General features: G+C 39.4%; 27 protein-coding genes. 15 read left to right on the top strand and 12 right to left on the bottom strand.

Features of this window, described 5'->3' with window-relative positions; genetic code table 11:
- Positions 1-10: 10 nt before the first annotated feature.
- On the bottom strand, positions 11-988 hold the full coding sequence (sdsA, locus tag C3F34_RS02565; RefSeq protein WP_044740895.1) for an All-trans-nonaprenyl-diphosphate synthase: 978 nt from the start codon (positions 986-988) through the stop codon (positions 11-13).
- A 438-nt stretch (positions 989-1,426) separates the two neighbouring features.
- Between sdsA and rplU the strand changes: the two genes are divergently transcribed.
- From rplU to C3F34_RS02525, 8 genes are all read left to right on the top strand, one after another.
- Positions 1,427-1,738 (top strand): 50S ribosomal protein L21, encoded by a 312-nt coding sequence (gene rplU, locus C3F34_RS02560; protein ID WP_016165770.1) that lies wholly within the window; start codon positions 1,427-1,429, stop codon positions 1,736-1,738.
- Between the two features lie 19 nt (positions 1,739-1,757).
- On the top strand, positions 1,758-2,015 hold the full coding sequence (gene rpmA, locus C3F34_RS02555) for a 50S ribosomal protein L27 (RefSeq protein WP_044740894.1): 258 nt from the start codon (positions 1,758-1,760) through the stop codon (positions 2,013-2,015).
- A 228-nt stretch (positions 2,016-2,243) separates the two neighbouring features.
- Positions 2,244-4,058 (top strand): YadA C-terminal domain-containing protein, encoded by a 1,815-nt coding sequence (locus C3F34_RS20755; RefSeq protein WP_322873841.1) that lies wholly within the window; start codon positions 2,244-2,246, stop codon positions 4,056-4,058.
- Between the two features lie 220 nt (positions 4,059-4,278).
- Positions 4,279-4,977, top strand: a complete 699-nt coding sequence (gene lolA / locus C3F34_RS02545; protein ID WP_044737328.1) for an outer membrane lipoprotein chaperone LolA — start codon at positions 4,279-4,281, stop codon at positions 4,975-4,977.
- A gap of 208 nt (positions 4,978-5,185) precedes the next feature.
- On the top strand, positions 5,186-5,983 hold the full coding sequence (locus C3F34_RS02540) for an RsiV family protein (RefSeq protein ID WP_104441017.1): 798 nt from the start codon (positions 5,186-5,188) through the stop codon (positions 5,981-5,983).
- Positions 5,984-6,112: 129 nt separating this feature from the next.
- Positions 6,113-7,384, top strand: coding sequence for a serine--tRNA ligase (serS, locus tag C3F34_RS02535; protein WP_016165776.1), 1,272 nt, complete (start codon positions 6,113-6,115; stop codon positions 7,382-7,384).
- Between the two features lie 75 nt (positions 7,385-7,459).
- On the top strand, positions 7,460-8,833 hold the full coding sequence (cysG, locus tag C3F34_RS02530; protein WP_044737317.1) for a siroheme synthase CysG: 1,374 nt from the start codon (positions 7,460-7,462) through the stop codon (positions 8,831-8,833).
- 106 nt (positions 8,834-8,939) lie between these two features.
- Entirely contained in the window at positions 8,940-9,425 is a 486-nt protein-coding gene (locus C3F34_RS02525; RefSeq protein ID WP_044737318.1) for a tRNA (cytidine(34)-2'-O)-methyltransferase, read from the top strand.
- Between the two features lie 24 nt (positions 9,426-9,449).
- On the opposite strand, the gene C3F34_RS02520 is transcribed toward C3F34_RS02525, so the two are convergent.
- Positions 9,450-9,836, bottom strand: coding sequence for a winged helix-turn-helix transcriptional regulator (locus tag C3F34_RS02520; RefSeq protein ID WP_016165779.1), 387 nt, complete (start codon positions 9,834-9,836; stop codon positions 9,450-9,452).
- A 179-nt stretch (positions 9,837-10,015) separates the two neighbouring features.
- Here C3F34_RS02520 and C3F34_RS02515 point away from each other — a divergent pair, with 179 nt between their 5' ends.
- Together C3F34_RS02515 and C3F34_RS02510 are read left to right on the top strand one after the other, a co-directional pair.
- Positions 10,016-10,732 (top strand): SDR family NAD(P)-dependent oxidoreductase, encoded by a 717-nt coding sequence (locus C3F34_RS02515; RefSeq protein WP_104442279.1) that lies wholly within the window; start codon positions 10,016-10,018, stop codon positions 10,730-10,732.
- Between the two features lie 69 nt (positions 10,733-10,801).
- Positions 10,802-11,356: a flavodoxin family protein gene (locus C3F34_RS02510; protein ID WP_016165781.1), complete on the top strand. Its 555-nt coding sequence runs from the start codon at positions 10,802-10,804 to the stop codon at positions 11,354-11,356.
- Positions 11,357-11,401: 45 nt separating this feature from the next.
- Here C3F34_RS02510 and C3F34_RS02505 read toward each other — a convergent pair whose 3' ends face one another.
- The 6 genes from C3F34_RS02505 to rpoD form a co-directional block, all read right to left on the bottom strand.
- Positions 11,402-12,799, bottom strand: coding sequence for an APC family permease (locus C3F34_RS02505; protein ID WP_044737320.1), 1,398 nt, complete (start codon positions 12,797-12,799; stop codon positions 11,402-11,404).
- Between the two features lie 242 nt (positions 12,800-13,041).
- Positions 13,042-14,226, bottom strand: a complete 1,185-nt coding sequence (locus C3F34_RS02500; RefSeq protein WP_044737321.1) for an iron-containing alcohol dehydrogenase — start codon at positions 14,224-14,226, stop codon at positions 13,042-13,044.
- Position 14,227: 1 nt separating this feature from the next.
- Entirely contained in the window at positions 14,228-14,761 is a 534-nt protein-coding gene (locus C3F34_RS02495; protein ID WP_044737322.1) for a hypothetical protein, read from the bottom strand.
- A gap of 81 nt (positions 14,762-14,842) precedes the next feature.
- Positions 14,843-15,505: a lipoyl(octanoyl) transferase LipB gene (gene lipB, locus C3F34_RS02490; RefSeq protein ID WP_016165785.1), complete on the bottom strand. Its 663-nt coding sequence runs from the start codon at positions 15,503-15,505 to the stop codon at positions 14,843-14,845.
- A gap of 133 nt (positions 15,506-15,638) precedes the next feature.
- On the bottom strand, positions 15,639-15,926 hold the full coding sequence (locus C3F34_RS02485) for a YbeD family protein (RefSeq protein ID WP_026441310.1): 288 nt from the start codon (positions 15,924-15,926) through the stop codon (positions 15,639-15,641).
- 122 nt (positions 15,927-16,048) lie between these two features.
- Positions 16,049-17,938: an RNA polymerase sigma factor RpoD gene (gene rpoD, locus C3F34_RS02480; protein WP_104441016.1), complete on the bottom strand. Its 1,890-nt coding sequence runs from the start codon at positions 17,936-17,938 to the stop codon at positions 16,049-16,051.
- A gap of 420 nt (positions 17,939-18,358) precedes the next feature.
- Between rpoD and C3F34_RS02475 the strand changes: the two genes are divergently transcribed.
- Together C3F34_RS02475 and C3F34_RS02470 are read left to right on the top strand one after the other, a co-directional pair.
- Positions 18,359-18,568, top strand: coding sequence for a PA3496 family putative envelope integrity protein (locus C3F34_RS02475; RefSeq protein WP_016165788.1), 210 nt, complete (start codon positions 18,359-18,361; stop codon positions 18,566-18,568).
- 68 nt (positions 18,569-18,636) lie between these two features.
- On the top strand, positions 18,637-19,161 hold the full coding sequence (locus C3F34_RS02470; protein ID WP_044737323.1) for a YecA family protein: 525 nt from the start codon (positions 18,637-18,639) through the stop codon (positions 19,159-19,161).
- Positions 19,162-19,285: 124 nt separating this feature from the next.
- Here C3F34_RS02470 and C3F34_RS02465 read toward each other — a convergent pair whose 3' ends face one another.
- Positions 19,286-19,888 carry a LysE family transporter gene (locus tag C3F34_RS02465; protein ID WP_044737324.1) on the bottom strand — a complete coding sequence of 201 codons (603 nt, stop codon included), beginning with the start codon at positions 19,886-19,888 and terminating at the stop codon, positions 19,286-19,288.
- A gap of 103 nt (positions 19,889-19,991) precedes the next feature.
- Here C3F34_RS02465 and C3F34_RS02460 point away from each other — a divergent pair, with 103 nt between their 5' ends.
- Positions 19,992-20,885 carry a LysR family transcriptional regulator gene (locus C3F34_RS02460; protein WP_044737325.1) on the top strand — a complete coding sequence of 298 codons (894 nt, stop codon included), beginning with the start codon at positions 19,992-19,994 and terminating at the stop codon, positions 20,883-20,885.
- Positions 20,886-20,897: 12 nt separating this feature from the next.
- On the opposite strand, the gene C3F34_RS02455 is transcribed toward C3F34_RS02460, so the two are convergent.
- Positions 20,898-21,311: an ABZJ_00895 family protein gene (locus tag C3F34_RS02455; RefSeq protein ID WP_044737326.1), complete on the bottom strand. Its 414-nt coding sequence runs from the start codon at positions 21,309-21,311 to the stop codon at positions 20,898-20,900.
- A gap of 23 nt (positions 21,312-21,334) precedes the next feature.
- On the bottom strand, positions 21,335-21,958 hold the full coding sequence (locus C3F34_RS02450; RefSeq protein WP_044737327.1) for a DedA family protein: 624 nt from the start codon (positions 21,956-21,958) through the stop codon (positions 21,335-21,337).
- Between the two features lie 567 nt (positions 21,959-22,525).
- On the opposite strand from C3F34_RS02450, the gene C3F34_RS02445 reads away from it, so the two are divergent.
- A complete protein-coding gene (locus C3F34_RS02445; RefSeq protein WP_228155325.1) occupies positions 22,526-23,422 on the top strand; it encodes a hypothetical protein in 897 nt (298 codons plus the stop codon).
- Between the two features lie 90 nt (positions 23,423-23,512).
- On the top strand, positions 23,513-24,382 hold the full coding sequence (locus C3F34_RS02440; protein WP_104441015.1) for an IS982 family transposase: 870 nt from the start codon (positions 23,513-23,515) through the stop codon (positions 24,380-24,382).
- A gap of 90 nt (positions 24,383-24,472) precedes the next feature.
- On the opposite strand, the gene C3F34_RS02435 is transcribed toward C3F34_RS02440, so the two are convergent.
- Positions 24,473-25,405, bottom strand: a complete 933-nt coding sequence (locus tag C3F34_RS02435) for a rhodanese-related sulfurtransferase (protein ID WP_104441014.1) — start codon at positions 25,403-25,405, stop codon at positions 24,473-24,475.
- Positions 25,406-25,411: the final 6 nt, after the last annotated feature.

Here is a 25,411-nt window from a genome sequence, read left to right as displayed (position 1 = left end):
TAAGTCTACTTTATTGAATTCGGTGTAAAGCCAATTGTGCCAAATTAGATAATGCTTGACGATATTGTGTATCAGGCAAGGCCATAAGTGCTGCTAAAGCAGCTTCCGTTTCTTCTGTGGCGCGTTTGCGGCAATAATCTAATGCGCCAGACTGTTGTACGATGTCGATGACTTGATCGAGTTGTGCTGTACCACCAGTTGCAATACTCTTACGAATAATTTGGTGGTGTTCACCTGTAGTAAGTTGTAGTGCTGAGATGAGAGGCAAAGTGGGTTTACCTTCCATTAAATCATCGCCAATATTTTTACCAAGCGTTTCAGCATCAGATGTGTAATCTAAAATGTCATCAATAATTTGGAAGGCATTGCCAAAATGGCCTGCAAATTTTCTGAGGGGTTCACGGTATTCTGGTGTACCTGTAAGGATAGCAGCCCCTTCAGTTGCTAACTCAAATAAACGTGAAGTTTTACCGTGGATAATATCTAAATACGTTTGTTCATTGGTATCAGGTTGATGTTGAGCTTGTAGCTGTAATACTTCACCTTCAGCAATTTCACAGGTTCCTGTAGAAAAGTCTTTTAATAACATCATATTGTTCAAATCGACTAATAAGTCGAAAGAACGTGAGATCAGAAAATCACCGACTAAAACTGCTGTTTGATTATTCCATGTTGCATTTGCGGTTGGACGACCACGACGTAAACCAGACTCATCGACAACATCATCATGCACAAGCGTTGCAGTGTGCAACATCTCAATAATGGCAGCTAATTTTCGTTGTTGTGTTAAATCTTCAGCACCACAGGCTTTGGCTGCGAGTAAGCACATAATCGGGCGCATGCGTTTTCCGCCTGCTTCAACCACGTGTTTACTGACTGCCATCACTAATGCCACTTTAGAGGTAATTCCTTCATTAATAAATGTATCCATCTCAGCAAAGTCTTGAGCTACAGGGGCGAGAATATCTTGCTTAAAATCGATGGCCATAGGAATAGAAACCTCTATTGGTTAAGTGATGTTTGCAAAGGTAGCGTCATTATCTATAGTGTAATCAAAAATTAGAATCAAAAAATGACACAGTAAACAGGATTACTGATGTTCGATAATTTAGACAGGTTGATTACCATAAATACGTAAACGATGTTTTGGATGACATCAAAAATGTATCTGCTGACTATAGTAGCGAATTGATTTTAAAAATCTATTCTTTATTACACAGTCGTATGTGTTTCATTCTATTTTAATTTAACATGTTAGCGCTGCAAAACAAACTTAGGGCTAAGTTTAGGTTTTTTTGTGTAAGTGGCTTGTTGTTTATGCAATAATCACTTAAAATCTGTCCCCTTGTATAACCCCAGTGGCGGTCGTTTTAAGATCGATATATCCCTTTATCGGCACGGCGACACGGGCAAGTTGGAGTACATTATGTACGCAGTAATCCAAAGCGGTGGTAAACAGCACCGTGTAGTTGAGGGTGAAACCCTTAAAGTTGAATTATTGAAAGCTGAAACTGGCGCGACTATTACGTTTGATGACGTATTAATGGTTGTTAATGGTGACAGCATTCAAATCGGTGCTCCAGTTGTAGCTGGCGCGAAAGTAACTGCAGAAGTGGTTGGTCATGGTCGTCACGACAAAATCCGTATCGTTAAGTTACGTCGTCGTAAACACTACCGTAAGCAAACTGGTCACCGTCAATGGTTTACCGAGTTAAAAATTACTGGTATCGCAGGCTAATCGCTAGGAGTATATAGACATGGCATCTAAAAAAGCCGGTGGCTCGACTAAGAACGGTCGTGACTCAAATCCTAAGATGTTAGGTGTTAAAATGTACGGTGGTCAAACTGTGACTGCTGGTAACATTATCGTTCGTCAACGTGGTACAGAATTCCACGCTGGTGCAAATGTTGGTATGGGTCGTGACCATACTTTATTTGCTACTGCTGACGGCGTAGTTAAATTTGAAGTGAAAGGTCAATTTGGCCGTCGCTATGTAACTGTTGAAACTGCATAAGTTTTAAAAGTTCAGAAAAACCCGCATTTTATGCGGGTTTTTTTATATTTTTTAGGTGGGTTTATTTTCAAAATGATTTAAGTCAAGCGCTGAACGGCAGCATTATTCTTCAAAACACTTTTCTTTACTAAGATATCTATAGTCACAAAATACCAAAAAATAGTGATGTACGTCACATTTATTTGAGCGTGTAATAGATGAAATAGGAGAAGGATAAGGAAGAAGGACATGAAAAAATTAAATCAAAATGTCTTCGGTGTTCCGAATAGTCAGATGACGAAAGCCTTAGAAAATAAGTTACAAAAAGAACAAAACCATATTAGTACTGCAGTATCTGCTGCCATGAATCTACAAGCACTTGAGCCAAATCATTATGTTCGTAAACAAAAGTTTGCTGTGCAAGTACTTCTTTTAAGTGCAATTTTAATGACAGCGAATACAAATGTTTTTGCAACCTCATGTAATTCTAATCAAGACACAGGGAGTTGTCCTGAGAGTGGAATACCAGGACCGACTGGTCCTACTGGTCCCGCTGGGGCTGATGGTTTAAGTGCATATGAAGTTGCTGTTGATAGTGGTTTTGTAGGTACTGAAGAACAATGGTTGGCATCACTTGTCGGAGCCACAGGCGCGACGGGTGCTACAGGGGCAACTGGTGAAACGGGTGCTACAGGCGCGACGGGAGCCACAGGTGCAACAGGAGCCACAGGTGAAACGGGTGCTACAGGCGCGACGGGTGCTACAGGGGCAACTGGTGAAACGGGTGCTACAGGCGCGACGGGAGCCACAGGTGCAACGGGAGCCACAGGTGAAACGGGTGCTACAGGTGCGACGGGAGCCACAGGGGCAACTGGTGAAACGGGTGCCACAGGTGCCACAGGTGCTACAGGTGCTACAGGTGCAACAGGAGCTACAGGTGCAACAGGAGCTACAGGTGCTCAGGGTATCCAAGGTGTAAAAGGTGATACTGGTGCAACGGGAGCCACTGGTGCTACAGGTGCAACGGGAGCCACTGGTGCTACAGGAGCTACAGGAGCTACAGGTGCTCAAGGTATCCAAGGTGTAAAAGGTGATACTGGTGCAACGGGAGCCACTGGTGCTACAGGCGCAACGGGTGCCACTGGTGCAACAGGTGCTCAGGGTATCCAAGGTGTAAAAGGTGATACTGGTGCTACAGGAGCCACTGGTGCAACAGGAGCTACAGGTGCTCAGGGTATCCAAGGTGTAAAAGGTGATACTGGTGCAACGGGAGCCACTGGTGCTACAGGCGCAACGGGTGCCACTGGTGCAACAGGTGCTCAGGGTATCCAAGGTGTAAAAGGTGATACTGGTGCTACAGGAGCCACTGGTGCAACAGGAGCTACAGGTGCTCAGGGTATCCAAGGTGTAAAAGGTGATACTGGGGAAACAGGTGCAACTGGAGCCACAGGTGCAATCGGTGCACAAGGGTTAAATGCTTATCAACAAGCTGTGGAAAATGGTTTTGATGGTACAGTGGTTGAGTGGTTGGCAAGCCTTAAAGGAGCCAATGGTACTACAGGAGCCAATGGTATTAGTGCTTATCAGTTAGCAGTAAACAATGGTTATGCTGGAACTATTACCCAATGGTTGGCAAGTCTGAAAGGTGCAAATGGAGCTGATGGTACAAATGGCATTACTCCAGAGGAAATGGCTGCTGCGGATACCACCATATTGAATCAAGCCAAAACTTATATAAACCAAGTTGGTCAGCAAACATTGAATGATGCAAAAGCTTATACTGATAGTCGAGTGAATGCATTGAATCGAGACCTGCGAGATTTGGAAGATCGGACATATGCTGCTGTAGCTTCTAGTATCGCAATTGCTTCTTTACCACAACCGACTGAAGCAGGTATGAGCATGGTGAGTGGCGGTGTTGGGTTCTGGGAAGGTGAGCAAGGTTATGCCTTCGGTGTAAGTGGTGTGACTGAAAATAATAAATATGTCTATAAAGTTGCGTTGACAGGTAATAGCCAAGGTGACTTCGGTGGCGGTGCTTCTGTAGGCTACCAATGGAAATAAGTGTGAATTGATCTTAGTAGCTCAAGCAGAAAAGCTCCTGAACTTCAGGGGCTTTTTTGCATATGAGCTAAAAAAAGATCTTCATCATGATGGATGTAGCACTACATTAAACATTAATATTTATACAAATCTTCTTATTTTCTCAATTATTAGCCGCTGGATTTGGTTTAAGATGGGGCTTTCAATAGATTGCGACATAGCAAATAAAAAAGGTGATGACATGAACATGCTTCGTAAAACCATGTGTGCTGTAGCATTGGGTGCAGTGACACTAGCGCCGATGATCAGTACTACTGTTTTTGCAGCACCTGTAGCGGCATCGGAGCAACAAGCAACTGCAAATTTGGTCAAGCAGTTAAGTGGTATTCAAAGTTTATCGGCTAATTTTGAGCAGACAACAAAGGCCTCAAGTGGTGCTAACAAGGCGCAAAAAAAAGGCTTAGCTGCGCAACATATGAACCAAACTTTTAAAGGGACGATGAAAGTTGCACGCCCAGGGAAATTCTATTGGGAGACAACCACACCAGCAAAACAAACCATCGTAACTTCAGGTAAAACAGTGTGGATTTACGACCCAGACTTACAACAGGCAGTTCGTCAAAGTCTAGATGAACAAGTCGCCAATACACCAGCGTTGTTATTATCAGGTAATACCAACCAGATTATGCAATCTTACCGCGTGACTCAACCGAATAAAGGAAAAACTTATTACACGCTTTATCCAAAGCGTGATGATGGTGCTTTCCAAAGTTTAACCATTAGTTTTGGTGGCAACAAAGCTCCGAATTTGATGATTTTACAAGACTCATTGGGGCAAACGACTTATGTGAAATTTAATAATGTTAAGGTGAATGCTGCAATTCCAGCATCGACTTTTAATTTTACTCCGCCAAAGGGTACAGATATTATTGATCAATAAATCTGAAAACCTATATCAAATGACGATTGATAAAAATGCAGCCTAAGTGCTGCATTTTTTACATTAATAATTCAATAAATGATCCCGATTGAAATATTCATTTGAATAAGTAGTCAATACGTCGGGCTACATTTTGTAATTTCATCTTAAAGTTAGAGTTTGTATAGTGAAATACATCGCTTGAGGATACTGAATATAAGGTTTATTTATGAATACTTACCAATTAAAACAACGAAATTTAGTTTTACCGCTGTTGTGTTCAGTGGTTTTATTTACAGGTTGTCAGCCGAAAGATGCTTCACAGAAATCTGTGGAAGCCAAAACTACAGCCACCGAAGCATCGGCTACGCAAGTCATTCCTGCAATTCAGGCAAAAGTCGTACCTGTTAAATTGGCTAAATCTGAAGCGTGTGAAACGGAAGGATGTACGCAATACGATATTCAAACGGTTGAAACCAATTTTAAATGGATTGATCAGTATTTTATGGATCGGATTAAAAAAGCCGACCCAATAGCATTTTCAGATCAACCTAACCAGAAAGTACGTATTGAGGAAGGGACACAGCCGGGTTTAAATCAAAGTTCGACTTATGTGCGTTATGTAGGGCAAAACGATAATTTCGCAACTTTTGCAATGCAAAGTTATAGCTATTCGGCTGGTGCGGCACATGGAATGTATCATCAAGAATTCGTAAATTTTGATCTGAGCAAGAAAAAACGTTTAGCACTACAAGATGTTTTAATTAAAGGTGTTGATGCACAAGTTTTAGATGCGCTATATGACAATAACCAAAATTGGTTGCAAGAACACGATATAGAAAAGGCAAAACTTCAACTTAGTGATAATTTTTATTATGGTGCAAATGGTTTGGTATTTGTGTATCCGCTTTATGAGCTCGCCTCTTATGCTGAAGGCATGAGTGAGTTGACATTGCCGTACTACACATTGAAAAAATTTGTACGCCCTGAATATTTACCAAGTTTGCCGCAATATCCTGAGCATTAAAAAATGCATGAATAAGTCTAATTGATGGATTATTGCCTGAATGTGGTGATGCTAGAACGTTGCTGACTGTATTTTTTGGCATGAACAGCTTACACTATAGCCAGTTTTTTTCTTTAGTAAAGACTGGCTATGATCGACCCGAAATTAATCAGAACAAATATTGAGGCTGTAAATTTAGCCTTGGCAAAACGTGGCATTCAATTGGATGTAGCAGAGTGGGCATCATTAGAAGCTCGCCGTAAAGATTTACAATCCAAAACTGAAGCGTTACAAGCTGAGCGTAATGCGGGCGCAAAACAAGTTGGTCAAATTAAAAAATCTGGTGGCGATGCATCGGAAATCATGGCACGTATGGGTGCTATTGGTGATGAAATTAAAGCTGCTGAGGTTGCTTTAGCTGAATTACAAGCGGAACTTGAAGCAAAACTTCTTTCAATTCCGAATATGCCACATGAGTCTGTGCCAGAAGGTAAAGATGAGAGTGATAATGTTGAAGTGTATACATGGGGCACACCACGTAGCTTTGACTTTGAGATTAAAGATCACACTGACCTTGGCGAATGGATGGGTGGTTTAGAGTTTGAAACTGCTACTAAATTAACGGGTTCTCGTTTTAGCGTCCTCAAAGGACCTTTAGCACGTTTACAGCGTGCTTTAACTCAATTTATGCTCGATACGCATACCTTGAAAAATGGTTATACTGAAGCCTATGTGCCATATTTAGTAAATGCTGATTCTTTACGTGGTACTGGACAACTTCCTAAATTTGAAGAAGATTTATTCAAATTACAGGGCGAAAAAGAATACTATTTAATTCCAACGGCTGAGGTGCCAGTCACCAACTTTGTCCGTGATGAAATTATTGATGCTGATCGTTTGCCATTAAAATATGCAGCGCACACGCCATGTTTCCGTAGCGAAGCTGGTTCTTATGGTCGTGATACGCGTGGTTTAATTCGTCAGCACCAATTTGACAAAGTTGAGATGGTGCAAATTGTAAAACCAGAAGATTCTATGCAAGCCTTAGAAGAATTAACAGGTCATGCAGAAGGTATTTTGCAAGCTTTAGGCTTACCTTACCGTAAAATCACGTTATGTGGTGGAGATATGGGCTTTGGTGCAGCAAAAACTTACGATCTTGAAGTTTGGGTACCAAGCCAAAATACTTATCGTGAAATTTCTTCGTGTTCAAACATGTGGGATTTCCAAGCCCGTCGTATGAAAGCACGTTATCGTGCCGATCAGAAGAAGACAGAATTTGTACATACTTTGAACGGTTCTGGATTGGCGGTAGGACGTACTTTATTAGCAGTGATGGAAAACTATCAACGTGCTGATGGATCGATTGAAATTCCAGCAGTATTGCGTCCATATATGGGTGGTGCTGAATACATCGATTAATTAATTATTCGATGGGTGTACGTTTGTGCACGAAAATTGCTTTAGATGATCAGATGTAAATATTAGAGGTATTCCGTGGAGATATTTCCAATCTCTTTAAAGCTGCAACAGCAACCTTGTCTGATTGTCGGCGGTGGGCGTATCGCTTACCGCAAAGCGGTTTTATTGGCCAAAGCAGGCGCAATTCTGCATGTAATTGCACCTGAAATTGAACCAGATTTACTGACTTTGGTACAACAGACCCAAGGTCAGTATATTGCTACTGCTTTTAAAACACAGGTGAATGTACGTGATTATCGCCTTGTGATTGCAGCGACCAATGATCGCGCTGTCAATCAACAGGTGTTTGAAGTCTGTGAAGCGGAAAAGGTTCTTGTTAATAGTGTAGATGACCCTCCACATTGTCGCTTTATGGTTCCTGCCATTATTGATCGTTCACCTTTGATTATTTCTGTGGCAAGCAATGGCACATCTCCCGTTTTATCTCGCCAAATTCGGACGCAGTTAGAAACCTTAATTCCGCATGGGATGGGTAAATTGGCGGAGTTTTCGGGTAAATGGCGAACGACAGTAAAGCAAAAAATTACCAATCCAGATAAGCGTCGCATTTTTTGGGAAGATTTGTATGCAAGTCCACTCAAAGAACAGGTGTTTAATGGTAATGAGGCAGAAGCCGATCAACTAATTCAACAGGCATTACAAGAATGGAACACTCCGAAAGGGGAAGTCTATTTGGTCGGTGCTGGACCTGGCGATCCTGAACTCTTGACCTTAAAAGCATTACGCTTAATGCAACAAGCAGATGTAGTCATTTATGACCGTTTGGTATCACAGCCGATTATGGATTTATGTCGTCGTGATGCAGAAAAAATATATGTAGGTAAAGCTCGCTCTAATCATTCAGTACCCCAAGAAGGTATTAATGCGTTATTGGTCAACTATGCGAGTCAAGGCAAACGTGTTTGTCGGCTAAAAGGTGGTGATCCATTTATTTTTGGTCGCGGTGGCGAAGAAATTCAAGAGTTGTTTGATGCAGGCATTACCTTCCAAGTGGTACCAGGGATTACTGCAGCATCAGGTTGTTCAGCTTATGCTGGTATACCACTAACGCATCGTGATTATGCGCAAAGTGTCCGTTTCTTAACAGGGCATCTCAAAGAAGGTTCACCTGAGTTACCTTGGGATGAGCTAGTCTACGAGAATCAAACCTTGGTGTTATACATGGGCTTGGTCGGCTTAGAAAATACTTGCCAACAACTGATTGCACATGGACAACGTCCTAATATGCCTGTTGCCTTGATTTCTAAAGGCACAACACCAGAGCAAAAAGTGGTTGTTGGTACTTTGGCGGATATCGCGAGTAAAGTGAGCGAACATCATATTCAAGCACCGACTTTAACCATCATTGGTGAGGTGGTGAGTTTACGTGAACAATTGAAATGGCAGTAACACGATTGCCATTGTTTCATTCCATCTGCTATTTATCTAAGATTGAATTGTTCTGATATGAACTGCTCATCGAAGATAGGGCAAAATTATTAAGTTGAGAAATGTTGTGATCCATGTTGTTTTATACGAGCCTGAAATTCCTGCCAACACAGGAAATATCATTCGTTTATGTGCCAATACTGGAGCGCAGCTACATTTGGTCAAACCTTTAGGTTTTGAGTTGGATGATAAAAAATTAAAGCGTGCTGGTTTGGATTATCATGAATGGGCACGCATGCAAATTTGGGACAATATTGAACAATGTCTTGAATTTCTGGCGGCACAAGGTGTGGATAAAGATGCTATCTATCCTTTAACGACTAAAGGAACTGAAACACCACATACTTCTGATTTGAATCGACCAGTTGCATTATTAATGGGACCAGAAACACGTGGTTTACCTGAACATGTGCGTTTAATGTTTCCACAGCAACATTGGATTCGTTTACCGATGGCAGCGAATTCTCGCAGTTTGAATTTATCTAATGCCACTGCGGTAATTGTTTATGAAGCATGGCGTCAGCAAGGTTTTAAGCAACTAGCAGAAGAATAAACTCACTAAAATGGCAGAGTCGATTTAAACCGACTCTGCTTGTTCTTGGCGCTGATCAAAACCCTGTCTTGATTTTAAGACTTTCCCCATATTGGCTTCGACCCAATCTTTCATTAAATAGGCATTTTGCACAAAATCTTTGCCTATTTCAGTCAGTGCATATTCAACACGAATGACATTGTCTTCATGAATAGTACGCGTTAAAAATCCATCACGTTCTAATATTTTTAATTTTTGTGAGAGTACTTTAGGTGAAATCCCTAGAATATTCTTTTTCAATTCATTGAAATGCTGAGATTCCTGATCTAGCGTATATACAATTAATAAAATCCATTTATCTGCAAATTTTTCAAAAAAAAGTCGTGCAGGACAATCAGGATGAAAAATATTAAATTTCAGTGGCTTATTCATAACTTGTCAACCTTATCGATTGCGTTTCGCTACTTAAATATCAATTTTTAGACCAGTTACCTTGTGGTAACTAATTGATACTAGGTATCAGAAGTGTATCATAAATGAATCAAGATTGCGCTACTGTTATCAATAAGGGCTGTATTGCAATCACCAATCATTATTTGGATGGTTATGCAATGAAAGTTACAGATGCTGTTGTTTTTGTTACAGGTGCTAATCGTGGATTGGGTTTGGCAATTGCTCGTCAAGCACGTAAACAAGGCGTAAAAAAAGTATATGTTGCCATGCGCCAAGTTGCAGGGTTTCAAGAAGAAGGTTTAATTCCTGTGCAACTTGATGTGAATGATGAGCAATCTATCCAGCGTGCAGCGCAAACCTGTGCTGATACGAATATATTGATCAATAATGCAGGCATTGCACTGTTAAATACGCATCCAGTAGATGCGAATATTATTGATACAACCCATAAAATTTTAGAAACCAATTTGTTTGGCATGATGCGGGTTACGCAAATATTTTCGCCAATTTTGCAGCAGAAACAACAAGGTTATGTGGTGAATATTTTGTCGGATGTCTCTTGGGAGCCGAGTACCTCATTAACAGGTTATGCAATTTCTAAAGCTGCTGCATGGTCTTATACCAACTCATGTCGTCAATGGTTATCTCAGTTTCATATTCAGGTGATGGGTGTTCATGTTGGATTTATTGATACAGATTTAACCCGATCATTACCTCTTACTAAGTTTAGCCCTGAGTTCGTTGCGGAACAGATTTTTGAAGGGATTCAACAAAATGTTTATGAAGTGCTGATAGGTGAGAGAACCCAAAGTTTAAAACAAGGCTTGAGTGACGTCGTGGCAAGTTACGTCAAACTCAAACCCGATCAGATTTAAAGAAAAATCATGTGATTGCATGATTGTATTGAAGTTTAAAAATGTTTGATTTAAATAGAGGAAAACAAGATGTCTAATATTTCAGTGGTTTATTTTTCTGGTTATGGTCATACCAAAGTGATTGCACAAACCTTTGCTCAAGAAATCTCAGCAAATTTAATTGAAATTGATGCAAATGGTGATATTCAGGAACAGGATTGGGCTACACTCGATCAATCGGATGCGATTGTGTTTGGTGCGCCTACCTACATGGGAACTGCACCTTGGCAATTTAAAAAGTTTGCTGATGCAACATCGAAAAAATGGTTCACGAGTGAATGGCAAGACAAAATTTTTGGTGGATTTACCAATAGTGCCAGTTTAAATGGAGATAAACAGGTCACATTAATTCAGTTGCAAACTCTTGCTTCTCAGCATGGCGGAATTTGGGTGAGTTTGGGCTTATTGCCTGCAAATAGTAAATCAGCGACCCGTGAAGATGTAAATAATTTAGGTGGTTCGGTTGGCTTATTGGTCCAAACGCCTTCAGATGCGAGTGTTGATGAAATTCCTGTAGGCGACCTCAAAACTGCTAAAGCTTATGCACAGCGTATTGCCAAGATTACTAACAAGTTTTTGGCATAAACCAACATAAAAAAAAGACGCATTAAGCGTCTTTTTTTATGAGAATTAATGATGATGATCATCAAATTCATTATGTTGTGGAGCTGGTTGTTTGAACCCTTTGGTTTTATAACCTAAGTATAAGATCCCAAACATTGCCCACCATAAACCATATTTCAAAGCAGTTTCTTCAATTTCAAGCCACATGGCAAAAATACTTAAGAAACCTAGCATTGGAATAACCACAAAATTAATAATTTCTTTGGCAGATTTTGTACGGCCATCACGTAGTGCATAACGTGAAATCACCGATAAATTCACAAAAGTAAATGCTGTTAAAGCACCAAAACTAATCATTGAAATTACAATATCAAGGTCCATAAAGCCTGCTGTTAAAGCAACTAAACCTACAATCAAAATATTGTAAGACGGTGTATATGTTCTTGGGCTGATATGACCAAATACTTTTTTATTGATAACGCCATCACGACCCATCACATACATCAAGCGTGATACGCCCGCATGCGCAGAAATACCTGATGCCATAACCGTCACAATTGCAAAATACAATACGGCTGTTTTGAAGGCTACACCGCCCACAGCCTGTAAGATATCTGGCTGAGTTGCTGCGACATCTTCAAAGTAAGTTTTAGGATCATTCGGGAAGTAAATTTGCATGAAATAAGTGCTGATGATGAAAATCACACCTGCAAATAATGCCGTCATGAAAATAGCTTTAGGTAGCGTTTTTTCAGTGTCTTTGGTTTCTTCTGCTAAAGAACTTAAAGAGTCAAATCCTGTGAATGAGAAGCAGAGTAAAGTTGCACCTGTAATTAATGCACCAATAGTGGTCATCTCGTTCCAAAATGGTTCAAGGCTCCAAAGTTGATATTTGGCATTGACCAGAGTGCCATCTGCATTCACGCCACCAGCCAGTAATTGATACACCATCCATGTAAAGTATGCAATTACCCCCAACTGAACGAAAACAATCAGACTGTTAAAGTTGGCAACAAAACGCGCACCACGTAAGTTTACCCCTGTCATCAGTGCAGTAAGACCCACAACCCAAACCCAATGATTCACATCTGGAAATAACGCTTCTAAATAAATCACCGCCAGAACGATATTCACCATTGGCGATAATAAATAGTCTAACCAAGATGACCAACCCACCATAAAACCGACATTGGGATGAATGGATTTTTGGGCGTAGGTATAGGCAGAACCAGAAGAAGGGTAGCGACGGATCATATGCCCGTAACTTACTGAAGTAAATAGAATTGCAACCAAGGCAATAATATAAGAGGTCGGAACATGATAATGGCTTTCTTCAGATACTAACCCGAAAGTATCAAACAAGGTCATTGGCTGAATGTATGCTAAGCCAATAATGACGATGTGCCAAAATCCAAGCGTTTTTTGCAGTTTAGCTGCCGATTGAGTCCCAGAGTTATTTGTCAACGGCGTTATCCTCTTAATCGTTGATCAAGGATCAGTCATGTTTATAAGGATCGTTTGAGACGAACGATCCCCCCTACGAATAAAATAAAGTGCGCCAATCTATCCTAAATTGATGTCACTTGTCAGTAATTTTGTAGAATTTTTAGCAAATTCTCTGCCAAATAGGTAAAAATTAGATGACTAATGTGTCATTTATAAAAAAGCCCGATGTTGGAACATCAGGCTTTTAATTTATTGAATTTCTACCATGCTTTTTGAAGGATAGATCTTAAATCTTCAAAGGATGCTTCTTTGGGATTATAGATGATGGAACCATCGTTTAAGGCTTTTTCAGCCACTTCATCTAATTGAGCTTCGGTGACTTTACCCGTTTCTTGTAGCGTTCTTGGTAGTTTAGTCAGGCTGAACAAGCGGTCACGCATGGCTTGAATAGTCGTGATGGCTTTATCCGCGCGGAGATGTGCTGGAGTTTGAGCATAAATATCTGCTCCTGCAAGAGGAAGGAGTAGATCTGCGATTTTGTCGCCATTCACTTCTTTGTTGTATTCGAGTACATAAGGCAGGAATAGATTCATGCATAGGCCGTGGGGTAGGTGAGCCACGGCACCGAGCGCATGGCCTAAAGAATGAACCAGACCGACCATAGAATTAGAAAAAGCAATGCCTGCCATCGTAGATGCTTGCGCCAGTTCTAAACGACCTTGTGAATCATTAAGGTTATCTAAAACATTAAATAAATTAGTGCTAATTTTCTTAATTGCAGCCGTTGCATAAGCATCACTGATTGGGTTGGCTGCCATGCATGTGTAGGCCTCAATTGCATGAGTAAGTGCATCCATTGCCGTCATCGCAGTTAAATGCGGTGGCAAAGTAAGTGTCATGCGTGGATCAAGAATTGCAGCATGCGGCATAAGGTAGTATGAAGCAAATGCCATTTTCACATTCTTGGCTGTGTCGGATACAACTGCAACCATGGTCACTTCAGAACCTGTACCTGAAGTGGTTGGAATTACAAAGAAAGGTTTTAAAGGCTTAGGTAAGTTGTGTGCACCTGAATATTGCAGTAAATCATCACCGCCTTCACTGACTAAAATATTAGTGGCTTTCGATGTATCAATCACAGAGCCACCACCAACGGCAATAATCGCATCACATTGGTTTTCACGATATAAAGCAGCGGCACGACGCACAGTATCTAAACTTGAATCTGGGGGTACATCATCAAAAATATAGCCAATCACTGCATCAGTCGATTCAAAAGCAGCTTCAATAGGGGCTAATAATTTGTTACCACGCACGCCTTTGTCGGTAATGATCATAGGACGTTTGGCACCTAAAGTCGCAAGTTCAAAAGGAATATGCTCTAATGCGGCATTACCTGCAATAACTTTAACTGGGCAAAAAAATTCATAATAAGGCTTTGCCATGTTATGCACTCCGTTTGAAATATGATTGTGCCACTTTGAGATAAATATTGGCTGCACCAGTCAGCTTTTCTTTTAGGCTAAGTTCATGTGGGTATTGTTTAACTGCAAGTTCGGCCAGTAATTTTGGTAAAATCAACGCTTCCATTTTATTCAAGCAGCGAACTAAACGAATGGCATAAGATAAATCGCCATCGGCAATCATTCGGTCATTGGCAAATGCTTGAGCGGTACTTTCCTGAAAAGAAAAGACTAAAAAGGCATGACTGAGATGCTTGAAGGTAATAGTGAGGTCTGGTTTTTGCTCAGTGTCATTCAATAATAACAATTGATGATCATCGGTGACTTTGGCAATAAAAGCGGGACCATGCGGGAATACTTTCATGGACAATACGAAATTTGCAGGGAATTTTGCAACTTCCTGCCGAACTTCATCATCCACCTGACTTGCCATAACCAATCCTCTGCCAATCACATCCATCATGAGTTTGACATAGGCGAGCTGTAAAGCAGGTTTTACTGATTTGTTTAAAATCACTTGCTTATCCCTTAGTTTTAGAGTCTTTTATTTTATTTAGAGTAAATACTCTAATTTATTTTACTACGTAAAGTAAAGTGCTTATTGTTGAACAATTTGAACTTTATTAAAGTACCCGCTGTTTTCTAAAGTTTCAATGATATCGACGCATAAGTTTTCAAAACTTGGTGGGTTTTGTTGAATTAAGTCATGAATGCGTACCATTTCTAAGCCTGCATAACCACATGGATTAATGGTGTGAAAACCGGCCAAATCACAATTAATATTGAGTGCTAGTCCGTGATAACTGCGCCCACGACGAATTTTAAACCCCAAAGAGCCTATTTTACGTTCATTTACATACACGCCAGGTGCATCGGGTTTGGCATAGGCTTCAATCCCGTATTTTTTCAACAACTCAATCATCAAGTTTTCTGCATACGACACCAGCGTTCGCACATTCCAACCAAGACGATTTAAATCGAACATGAAGTAAGCCACCAATTGACCTGGGCCATGCCATGTCACTTGTCCCCCTCGATCTGTTTGTACTACAGGAATGTTTGAAGGAATTAAAATGTGTTCTGGTTTGCCTGCTTGCCCTTGAGTGAGTACATCGGGATGTTGTAATAACCATAGTTCGTCAGGCGTTTCAGCATCGCGCTGTTCGGTCAATTGTTTCATGTCCTGAAAGCGATCGGCATAAGGGGTAAGCTGAGTAAATTGACGAATGATTAAAGTCGGTTTGAGTACAGCATCAGTCACGTCGACAGCATCCTTAACAAGATTTGAATGTGAACTAAATTATAAGCTGAGCGGAGTCGGATAGGGAGATATATCTAAAATGGAATAAAAATTGATATAAAAAAACACGCAATTCGCGTGTTTTTTTGAGTACTTATAGTGCAGTTTTAATTAATGGGCAAGCCGCAAGATCTGCATATAACTGATGGACTTGTTCTAGCTCTTCAAAGCGTAATTGCGCAGTGAGAGAGTGATATTTACCTGTCCGTGATGGTTGTACTTGGATCGATTCACCATCAAATTCAGGGAAATGTTTTACTAAAATTTCAACTACAGCAACACGTAACTCAGTGCCAGCAAGACCAATGAGTTTAATTGGGTAGTCCATTGGGAACACCCAAAGATGTTCTTGTAATTCACGAGATGGTGTGCGGTCTAACATAGTCATGAGCGTCAGTCCCCCTTATTTCAAACGCCTGCGAGAGTGCAGGCGTTAGGTGTTGCTCTTAAATACATAATGGAGACAAGCGATAAAATTTCAAGCCTCCATCGGATCTTTACAAATTAGTCGTTTTCTAGGAATGAACGTAAATGTTCAGAACGAGAAGGATGACGTAACTTACGAAGTGCTTTAGCTTCAATCTGACGAATACGTTCACGTGTTACATCAAACTGTTTGCCCACTTCTTCCAAAGTATGGTCGGTTGGCATATCAATACCAAAACGCATTTTCAAGACTTTCGCTTCACGTTCAGTCAAGTTTTCAAGTACTTCACGGGTTGCTTCTTTAAGACCTTCTGAAGTTGCAGCATCGACTGGAGAGGTGATGTTGCTGTCTTCAATAAAGTCTCCTAAATGCGAATCTTCATCATCACCAATTGGCGTTTCCATAGAAATCGGTTCTTTGGCAATTTTGAGGACTTTACGAACTTTAACTTCGTCCATTTCCAAACGTTCGCCGAGTTCTTCAGGTGTAGGCTCACGCCCCATTTCTTGAAGAAGCTGACGAGATACACGATTGATCTTGTTGATGGTCTCGATCATGTGTACAGGGATACGGATGGTACGTGCTTGGTCTGCAATCGAACGAGTAATCGCCTGACGAATCCACCACGTTGCATAGGTCGAGAATTTATAACCACGGCGGTATTCAAACTTATCTACTGCTTTCATCAAGCCGATGTTACCTTCTTGAATCAAGTCCAAGAATTGTAAGCCACGGTTGGTATATTTTTTGGCAATCGAAATAACCAAACGAAGGTTGGCCTCAACCATTTCCTTTTTCGCACGACGTGCTTTCGCTTCACCAACTGCCATTCGTTTAGAAATGTCTTTAATGTCTTTAACATTCAAGCCCAAATCTTTTTCGATATCGGCAATTTTTTGTTGGAAAGCAAGCACATCAGGACGAACTTTTTCCAAATGAGCTTTATGTTCAGCAGGGGCTTTGGCAATTTGTTCATCTAACCAAGCAAAGTTAGATTCTTGACCTGGGAATGATGTACGGAATTGAGTACGATCCATACGACCACGACGAACCGCATAGCGCATCACTTCACGTTCCGAGGTACGAATTTGGTCATGGGTGCCACGGATCATTTCTGAAATGATATCAAATAGACGCGGAGTAAATTTGAACATCATGAACACAGTTGCAAGGGCTTCAAGTGCCGCTTTAGCTTCGTCGCTATTACGACCATGTTTAGCAATTACCGTTTTGGTTTGTTCCCAAGCATTTGAAAGTTCTGCAAAGCGCACTTTCGCAACTTCAGGATCTGGACCTGAATCACCTTCAGAATCGTCATCACCTTCAGACTCTTCATCTTCGTCATCGTCATCCAGTTTTACGTTTTTAGTTGACTTGGTTGAAGCCTCTTCTTCATCTTCAATTTCTTCAGCTTCATCTTCTAAGACTTCTGGAATGTCATCATCGGTTTCAGGGTCTAAATAGCCTGATAAAATATCTGCAAGGCGACGTTCGCCTTCTAGAAAATCATTATATTCTTGTAAAACGACTTCAACTGCATTTGGCCAGTAAGCAATAGAATGCAGAACATCACGAATACCTTCTTCGATACGTTTCGCGATGCTAATTTCCCCCTCACGGGTTAAAAGCTCAACCGTACCCATTTCACGCATATACATACGTACAGGGTCAGTGGTACGACCAGGTTCGTTTTCTACAGAGGCAAGAACGGCAGCAGCTTCTTCTTCTGCAACTTCATCGGCAGCTTCTGCATTGTCTTCGAACATTGTATCGTCAGATTCGGGTGCACGTTCGTGTACAGGAATACCAACGTCTTGAAGCATCTGAATAATGTCTTCAATCTGTTCGCTTTCAGTAATCGAGTCTGGGAGATGATCGTTAACCTCGGCATAAGTTAAGTAACCTTGTTCTTTGCCTCGGCTAATCAGAGCCGCTACTTGCGAAGTAGGGGAAGTCATATCGCTCATCTTTGCTCACTCTTGGTTGAATCTGTGACTGTGAAAAACCGTGCTGGATAGCTCAGTTTGCTTCATAAAATTATCTATAAACTGCAATCTATCTCATCAGGAATAATCAGCCAATTAAGCCGCCTGATAAAATATTCAATATAAATTTAAGGATAAAGATGGGGGTGAAATTGTTATTTTCAAGTTCATCCCTTGCGCTTGTCAGTTCAAAATTCAAAACGTAGAATCAAAATTCATTTTGAATTTAATGTCAAAAAACTAAAAGACGCAGGGTGGATTATATCATGCCATAAAAACTGGTTAAAAAGAAAGGCTAAAACTCCAATTAAATGCAATAAATTTAAATAAAACTTGACAAGGTTTCGGAAGAACGATAAATAGCGCCTAGACCCATTATATTTTTATTCTGAGGTAGTTTGAGTGTCTTCAACAGATTTTGAATTAGATGATAACTACGGTGATGATGACGTCAATTTTGACGAGGCATCAGGCAAGATTAGCGCAAAAGAGTCGCTGGAAAAACGTCGATTAATTGATGACCTACTCGCACAACGCCGTTTAGAGCGCGAGTTAAAAGATTTTGATTATGATATAGACGATGACGACGATTTCGATGATGAGGATGATTAAAACTCACGATGAGAATCGCGTGTTGAAAATGTTATGCTACGTCTTACAATTTTAAGCTTGGATATAAAATGAGTGCTTTAGATTTAGACCTATTGAGTGAATATCTAGATGGTGACCAAAATGAGCATGGTCTAGATTTCGCAGCGACTCATGGTTTTTTATGTGCAATTGCTGTTGGTCCGCAATTTGATCGCTGGTTGGATGAACTTTTTGAAGGTAATCAGAAAAAAGTTCCTGCTGAGATTATTGCACAAGTTAAATCTTGGCTAGACAGTATTCGTCAAAATTTGGCGAATGAGGAAGGAATTGAATTTCCTTTTGAAATTGAAGAAGCTGACGTAGAGTCAAGCTTAGGGGACTGGAGTGTCGGCTTTGTCGATGCAATGTTCTTAAATGAAGAAGCATGGTTTGCACCAGAATACGAAGAACAATTGGTTGATTTAACTTTACCAATCATGGTGTTCAGTGGTATCGACGAAGAAGATCCGCAAATGGAATCATTCCGTCGTAATGGTCAATTGATGGATGAATTGGCGGAAGAAATTCCAGATAATTTGAACGAATTATATTTGATGTATCATACACCAGCCTAATACATCATGATGTTCGACTATTCGTGAAATATTTGATTTATCGTAAGATAAAAAATGTCCCTAGTGGACGTTTTTTTTATTTCAAAATTTTATAATAAAGCTTCTCTAGCTCAATTATTTTGGATTAGTGAACAAGCAATAAACCGAAACCTAAACAACTCAGGATACTGCCAATTAAACGGTTAATAGTCATTTGTTGCTGTAAGATTTTATTTCTAATGGCAGGTGTGGAACAAAATAAGGAAATGAGTATAAACCAAAAGAGGTGGCTAACGGAGATAAAAACTCCGTATCCAATTAAGGTTGACATATGATTTTGGTTTGAGAGTAGTTGTGTGAAGATGCTCATTACAAACAAGGTGGTTTTGGGATTTAAGCTATTGGTGAAAAAACCTTGTCTGAATGCTTGCCAGCGCTGAGCTGCGTTCGATGCTGTCAGTTCAACAATAGGACGTTGTGTAAAGGTTTTATAGCCGATATACATCAAATAAAGCGCACCGACATATTGAATAACATCAAGAAGATTAGGCATATGATGTTTTAGAAAACTCAGACTTAACAGGCTATACCCGATGTGTATCCATACAGCGCAGGCGATACCATAAGCTGAATAGATGCCACTTTGGCGACCATATAAATAACTATTACGGCTAACGAGAGCAAAGTCAGCCCCAGGGCTGATGACGGCTAGTAATGTGATGATCGAAATCGCTATTATTTCATTCACTCATAGATCCTTATTTGAATTGAACTAAAGGATTTATATATTTTTCATATATTTGATATATTTAAAATTGACTTTATTTCGTATAAATGGATGAGTTTTTGGAATGATTGAGCGATGGTCATTGAATTCCCTTAAGTTTTTTTATTATATCGCACGCTATGAGAGTGTAACCGTTGCTGCGGAAAAGTTATGTGTGACGCAAAGTGCTGTGAGTAAACAATTAAAAAACTTAGAAGAAACTCTAGGCTGTGATTTATTTATTCGAGAAGGAAAAAAGTTACACCTAACGACAGAAGGAAGAACATTACTGATATGTTGTGAGCAAGTTTTTCCGCAAATTGATCAATGTTTGCAGCAGCTTAAAAAGCAGGATCACAGCAAGCAGCCGCTAATTTTGTCTTGTGAACCGACTATAGCGATGAAATGGCTTATTCCGCGTTTGGTTCAGTTTAAACAGCGTTATCCTGAAATTGATATTAGTCTATTAACAGGTGGTGGCAATCCTAATTTTAAAACACAAAACATTGATTTGGCTCTTAGGCGGAATGATTTTGATTGGGGGAAAGCAATATATAGTGAAAAGACTGCAGATGAGTACATGGTGTGTATTTCTAGCCAAAACCAGATTGAATCCATTCAACAATTGTTTGTTTCTGGTTCTCGAGAAAAAATGTGGTCTCAATTGCACGACCATTTTAAAGTTCAGTTACAAGAATATGAAAAAGTATCTTTAGAGCACTTTTATCTTTGTATAGAAGCTTGTTTGGCGGGTTTAGGGGCAACTATCGCATCAGTATATATGATTGAAAAAGAATTTGACTTTCAAATACTTAAAATGCTTTGCCCTGTGATTGAAGATGGTTCTGCTTATTATTTGCTTTCTTCATCACCATTTGAAGATGATCCTCGTAAAATTATTTTTAAGCAATGGCTTATTGAAGAAATGCAAATGACTCAATCTAAATTTAGTATGCAAAAAGTAGGCAAGGGTTCGTAATTAGAAGGGAAATTATTGTATTTTTCTTAAAAAATAAGCAGCATACCAACCATAGGCAAAATGGAAAATGATGCCATGTACTGCGATTAAACACAGCATGGTGAGTGCTGAAATACCTAGACCTGCTTCATCGGCAGTTTTTAAAATTTGCTCTGCATTAGGGTTCATTAGTACCAAGAAAAATACAAAGAAACTCGCGATGATAATAGCAATCGCACTACAGCCCCAAACCAATTGAATTTTTTCATCACTGCTGGGCAGGCGTTGTTCTTTTTTGACAAAATGACTTGCGCTTAATAAGGCGGAAGCAATCAAAGCTGGAATTAGGGTGATTCCACCTAAATGTAAACCAAAAATCAGAATAGCTACAAGAATCACTAAAGCGATACTATAAATTGCAGCAAAATGTTTTAAATAATGCTTCATGTAAATCCTTAAATTAAATCAATTTAGTCTTTATAATGTTGTTTTTTTCTTTGATGTCGGCGATATAAAATCCATGAAATGGTTAACAAGGCAAGACTAAGCATCACATAGCCTACTTGGCTAAAAATTTGATGCATCAGAGCTTGGTTTTCACCAAAATAAAAACCTACACAGGCTAAGAAACTGGTCCAAATAATGGTGCCTAAGCTGCTGTAGAACATGAATTTCCAGAATGGCATCCGACTCATGCCAGCAGGAATACTAATAAGTGAGCGAACAGCAGGAACCATACGACCAAAAAAGACGATGCGGTGTCCATAATGTTCGAACCAGTCTAGGGCAGTTTTAACATCGGTTGATTTAACAAAGAAATATTTGCCATATCGGTCAACGAAGCGAAAGATAGTTGCATGATTAAATTTATAACCAATCCAATATAGAACTGCTGCGGCTACTAGAGAGCCAATACAACCCGCAATAATCACACCAATGAGTCGTAGCTCACCCTGTGAGGCGGTATAGCCAGCAGAAGGCATAATAATTTCAGATGGTACAGGGGGGAACACATTGTCCAAAAACATCAGCAGGGCAATACCGAGATAGCCTAGTTGCTCCATAATGGATAAGACCCAATCTTTAAGTCCCATAGTGTTTTTTAATATAATCTATATGTTGATGCTTAGAATAATTGTTGTTTAAATAAATCGCAATGACTTATTAGTTAACGAGCCTTTGTATTGCAAATTTAGATTTTAGTAGTTGTACGCATGTATAGAAGTAAGAGTTAAGAATTATAATTAAGGAATAGTTAACTCAATTTAATTGGTTCATATTAATTTAAATTTAGTCATTTTGTGGACGTAAGACCTATCTTATTTATTATTGTTATGTGGAATTATAAATAGAAAGGTCTGTATAATTACTGCCCCAACTTGCGCATATTTGCAATAGTGGATAAAAATATTTAATAGAGTGATCTCATGCATTTTAATAAAAAAAACAACACCTAAACTTAGTTTATTATTCTCATTATTTTTACTTACTGCTTGTGGAAGTAATAATGATTCATCAACGGAGGCGGGTGTAAAACAATCTAATCAGACCGATAAAATCACATATAGTACAGTGTCAGGTACAGCATTTGCGGCATCTGCTTTAAAAGATGCAGCGGTGACTGCAATCTGTAAGGATGGTATCGGTTTTAAAATACAGTGATGGTTGACGCGGAGGGTAAGTGGCAAGGGGAAGTTGATAGTCGTAAATTTCCATGTCGTTTAGAAGTTAAGGCGAACGGAGAAAGTTACCATAGTTATGTTGGTCAAGAGGGTAGTGTAAACATTAATCCCTTTACGGATATAGCGATTACCTATGCAAGTACTCAAATGCCTGCCATATGGTATCAGTCTGGTGAAATAATAGTCGATCAATTGAAATTAGCGAATTCAGCTTTAGTCAAAGAGTTGATAAAAAAAGAATATGCTCTTGATGGTGAAGTTGATGTCTTTAATACGATCATTGCAACAGATAATCCTATTCACCAAGCCATTCAATCACTATTAGAAGCAATTCAGAGTGGTAAAAGTATTCAGGATTACAATGCATTATTAACTTTAGTTAAGGATGGTAATTTATCTTTATTACCGAAGAGTGCTACGATAATAGAAAATAAGCCTCCAATCATCTTTAAGTTTAATACGAGTGCATGTCAATTGTTACTAGCAGTAGATAATATGCAAAATTATAATAAGTGTTCAGACAAGGTTATTGATGATTTTACAGAAAATAATTTAGTTGATGTGAATTCAGATGAGAAATGTATACTTGCCAAACAAAATGGTATTGTGACCTTAACGAAAGGTAGTCAGGTCGTATCCGCATTACTTGATCAAGAGCAAGAGGATGGTTTGGGACTTTATTTTGATGAAGATGGTTTGGTTCTTTCTGATTTAATGGTAAACACTGGACCATATACAGATATTAATACATATTCTCAAGTGGGATTAAGTTTCGATGAGGATTTGAAATTAAGATCTGTAGCAGCAAAATCTCCAACAGTTCCTACAATAAACTGTGTGAGCGTGGAATTTAAAAAGCAGATGAATCTTAATTAACCTGAATCGCGGATAAGAAATTGACTTGAAAAAGAGAAGGACTAGAGCCATCAGTTGAGTTACCACACCAAACTTAAAGCTCTAGTCCTGATGTTCAATAGTACCGAATTATTCTGCATAATTGATGATTTCTTTCTAAAATTTGAATCAATCTATTGGAATTTCTTAAAGCAGAACCTTCGATGCTCAAGAGTTCGCCCTGCTCAGCTCAGTATTTCTGAAATTACCTTTATTGCAATTTGGTATAAGTGCTCTCATTTCAATAATTTCAAAGCATTCTTCACAGCGTTAAAATATAACAATAGCCATCTATTTAAACATCTACCATGTTATCAACGCATGATTCATCTGATGAATACACATCAACTGGCTTTACATGCCCTACATTTTGCTTTGATGAAAGATCAGCAAAGCAATTATTTATGGATTGATTCAACCATATTACCTGTCTGTAAAAACCAGAGAATACAACGGCATAAAGCCCTGTCTACGATTGCAACACGAGGTAAAAGCTCAATGGGATGGTTCTTTGGCTGTAAGCTGCATTTGTTGATGAATCAATCAGGTGGAATAGTAAATACGGTTTTATCCAATGGACATACAGCAGATATCAAAATGGTGGAACAACTAGTCAAAGGAATGACTGCAAAATTGTATGCTGATCGTGGCTATATTAGTCAAGAATTAAAGAGTAGATTAAGAGTACAAGGTGTTGATTTAATTACTTATCACCGAAAGAACATGAAATCTATACAGTTATTAAAAGCAGATGAATACCATCTAAAACAACGCAATAAAATAGAAACTTTATTCAGTTTGCTGAAAGGGACGTACAATCTAGTGACATCTAGAGCTAGAAATGTTGCAGGCTATTTAGCTGGTATTTATGCATCTTTATGTGCTTATCAAATATGTCATCAAAATAAACCGATGATTCGTATTATGGAAATATCGGCTTAAGCAGGATTCGGGTTAATTAGGTTACTGCAGTTAAATTTGGGTTAAACTGAAAAAAATAAGGTCATCAATAAGATGACCTTATTTTTTAAATTAAAGGCGTTTACGTTTTGCCGCTGCAATTTGAGATTGACGCATACGGAAACCGTCTTTCTGCTTATCCGTGGTTTTATCTACGCAATATTTGCAAGATACGCCATGTTCATAACTTGGCTCTTCAACCTCAGTCGGTAATAAAGGCCAACCACATGCATGACATTTAATATTTTGACCTTCTTCAACGCCGTGAGTCACCGCTGTACGACCGTCAAATACAAAACATTCGCCTTCCCACATACTTTCTTCAGCTGGGGTTTCTTCCAAATATTTTAAAATACCACCTTTCAGGTGATATACCTCTTCAAAGCCTTCTTGTAAAAGCAAAGAAGTAGATTTTTCACAACGAATACCGCCTGTACAGAACATCGCAATTTTCTTGTCTTTATGCTGTTCAAGGTTTTTCTTTACATATTCTGGGAACTCGCGGAAAGTTTCAGTTTGAGGATCAATCGCACCTTTAAAAGTACCCGCTTTATATTCGTAATCATTACGAGTATCGATTAAAATCACGTCATTACGTGCGATCAGTTCGTTCCATTCTTTAGGATCTAGGTAGTGACCAACTAAATCACGGGGCTTAACTTCTACGCCCAGAGTGACAATTTCTTTTTTGAGTTTGATTTTCATTTTACGGAATGGCTTTTCAGAGCTGGTCGACTCTTTATATTCCATTGCGTTGAAGCCTTCATTTAAAAGAAATTGATGAACAGCATCAATTGCCGCACGGTCACCTGCAACGGTACCGTTAATTCCTTCGTCTGCAACAATGAGAGTACCACAGAGGTTGATAGAATTTACCAAGTCTAAAAGACGCTGTTGTAAATCAGCAGAATCTTGAACTTCTTTGAATTGATAAAGTGCGGCAACCACCCAACCAGAGGTCGCTTGCTGTTCTACAGGTGCAAGCTGTTCTACAGTAGCGTTCATGGAGTA

It is taken from the genome of Acinetobacter sp. ACNIH2 (genome assembly GCF_002934965.1).
Lineage (GTDB): Bacteria > Pseudomonadota > Gammaproteobacteria > Pseudomonadales > Moraxellaceae > Acinetobacter > Acinetobacter tandoii.
The sequence above is the reverse complement of the archived record's forward strand: the minus strand, read 5'-3'. Positions and strand labels throughout refer to the sequence as shown.

Excerpts from the sequence above, each read along its gene's own strand:
- C3F34_RS02455 (WP_044737326.1), bottom strand. The coding sequence starts at position 21,311 with ATGAAGCATTATTTAAAACATTTTGCTGCAATTTATAGTATCGCTTTA.
- C3F34_RS02540 (WP_104441017.1), top strand. The coding sequence starts at position 5,186 with ATGAATACTTACCAATTAAAACAACGAAATTTAGTTTTACCGCTGTTG.
- C3F34_RS02515 (WP_104442279.1), top strand. The coding sequence starts at position 10,016 with ATGAAAGTTACAGATGCTGTTGTTTTTGTTACAGGTGCTAATCGTGGA.
- C3F34_RS20755 (WP_322873841.1), top strand. The coding sequence starts at position 2,244 with ATGAAAAAATTAAATCAAAATGTCTTCGGTGTTCCGAATAGTCAGATG.
- C3F34_RS02435 (WP_104441014.1), bottom strand. The coding sequence starts at position 25,405 with ATGAACGCTACTGTAGAACAGCTTGCACCTGTAGAACAGCAAGCGACC.
- C3F34_RS02460 (WP_044737325.1), top strand. The coding sequence starts at position 19,992 with ATGATTGAGCGATGGTCATTGAATTCCCTTAAGTTTTTTTATTATATC.
- C3F34_RS02440 (WP_104441015.1), top strand. The coding sequence starts at position 23,513 with ATGTTCAATAGTACCGAATTATTCTGCATAATTGATGATTTCTTTCTA.
- C3F34_RS02485 (WP_026441310.1), bottom strand. The coding sequence starts at position 15,926 with ATGTTAGACCGCACACCATCTCGTGAATTACAAGAACATCTTTGGGTG.
- sdsA (WP_044740895.1), bottom strand. The coding sequence starts at position 988 with ATGGCCATCGATTTTAAGCAAGATATTCTCGCCCCTGTAGCTCAAGAC.
- rplU (WP_016165770.1), top strand. The coding sequence starts at position 1,427 with ATGTACGCAGTAATCCAAAGCGGTGGTAAACAGCACCGTGTAGTTGAG.
- C3F34_RS02520 (WP_016165779.1), bottom strand. The coding sequence starts at position 9,836 with ATGAATAAGCCACTGAAATTTAATATTTTTCATCCTGATTGTCCTGCA.
- rpoD (WP_104441016.1), bottom strand. The coding sequence starts at position 17,938 with ATGAGCGATATGACTTCCCCTACTTCGCAAGTAGCGGCTCTGATTAGC.
- serS (WP_016165776.1), top strand. The coding sequence starts at position 6,113 with ATGATCGACCCGAAATTAATCAGAACAAATATTGAGGCTGTAAATTTA.
- C3F34_RS02445 (WP_228155325.1), top strand. The coding sequence starts at position 22,526 with ATGGTTGACGCGGAGGGTAAGTGGCAAGGGGAAGTTGATAGTCGTAAA.
- C3F34_RS02510 (WP_016165781.1), top strand. The coding sequence starts at position 10,802 with ATGTCTAATATTTCAGTGGTTTATTTTTCTGGTTATGGTCATACCAAA.
- C3F34_RS02450 (WP_044737327.1), bottom strand. The coding sequence starts at position 21,958 with ATGGGACTTAAAGATTGGGTCTTATCCATTATGGAGCAACTAGGCTAT.
- rpmA (WP_044740894.1), top strand. The coding sequence starts at position 1,758 with ATGGCATCTAAAAAAGCCGGTGGCTCGACTAAGAACGGTCGTGACTCA.
- C3F34_RS02470 (WP_044737323.1), top strand. The coding sequence starts at position 18,637 with ATGAGTGCTTTAGATTTAGACCTATTGAGTGAATATCTAGATGGTGAC.
- lolA (WP_044737328.1), top strand. The coding sequence starts at position 4,279 with ATGAACATGCTTCGTAAAACCATGTGTGCTGTAGCATTGGGTGCAGTG.
- C3F34_RS02500 (WP_044737321.1), bottom strand. The coding sequence starts at position 14,226 with ATGGCAAAGCCTTATTATGAATTTTTTTGCCCAGTTAAAGTTATTGCA.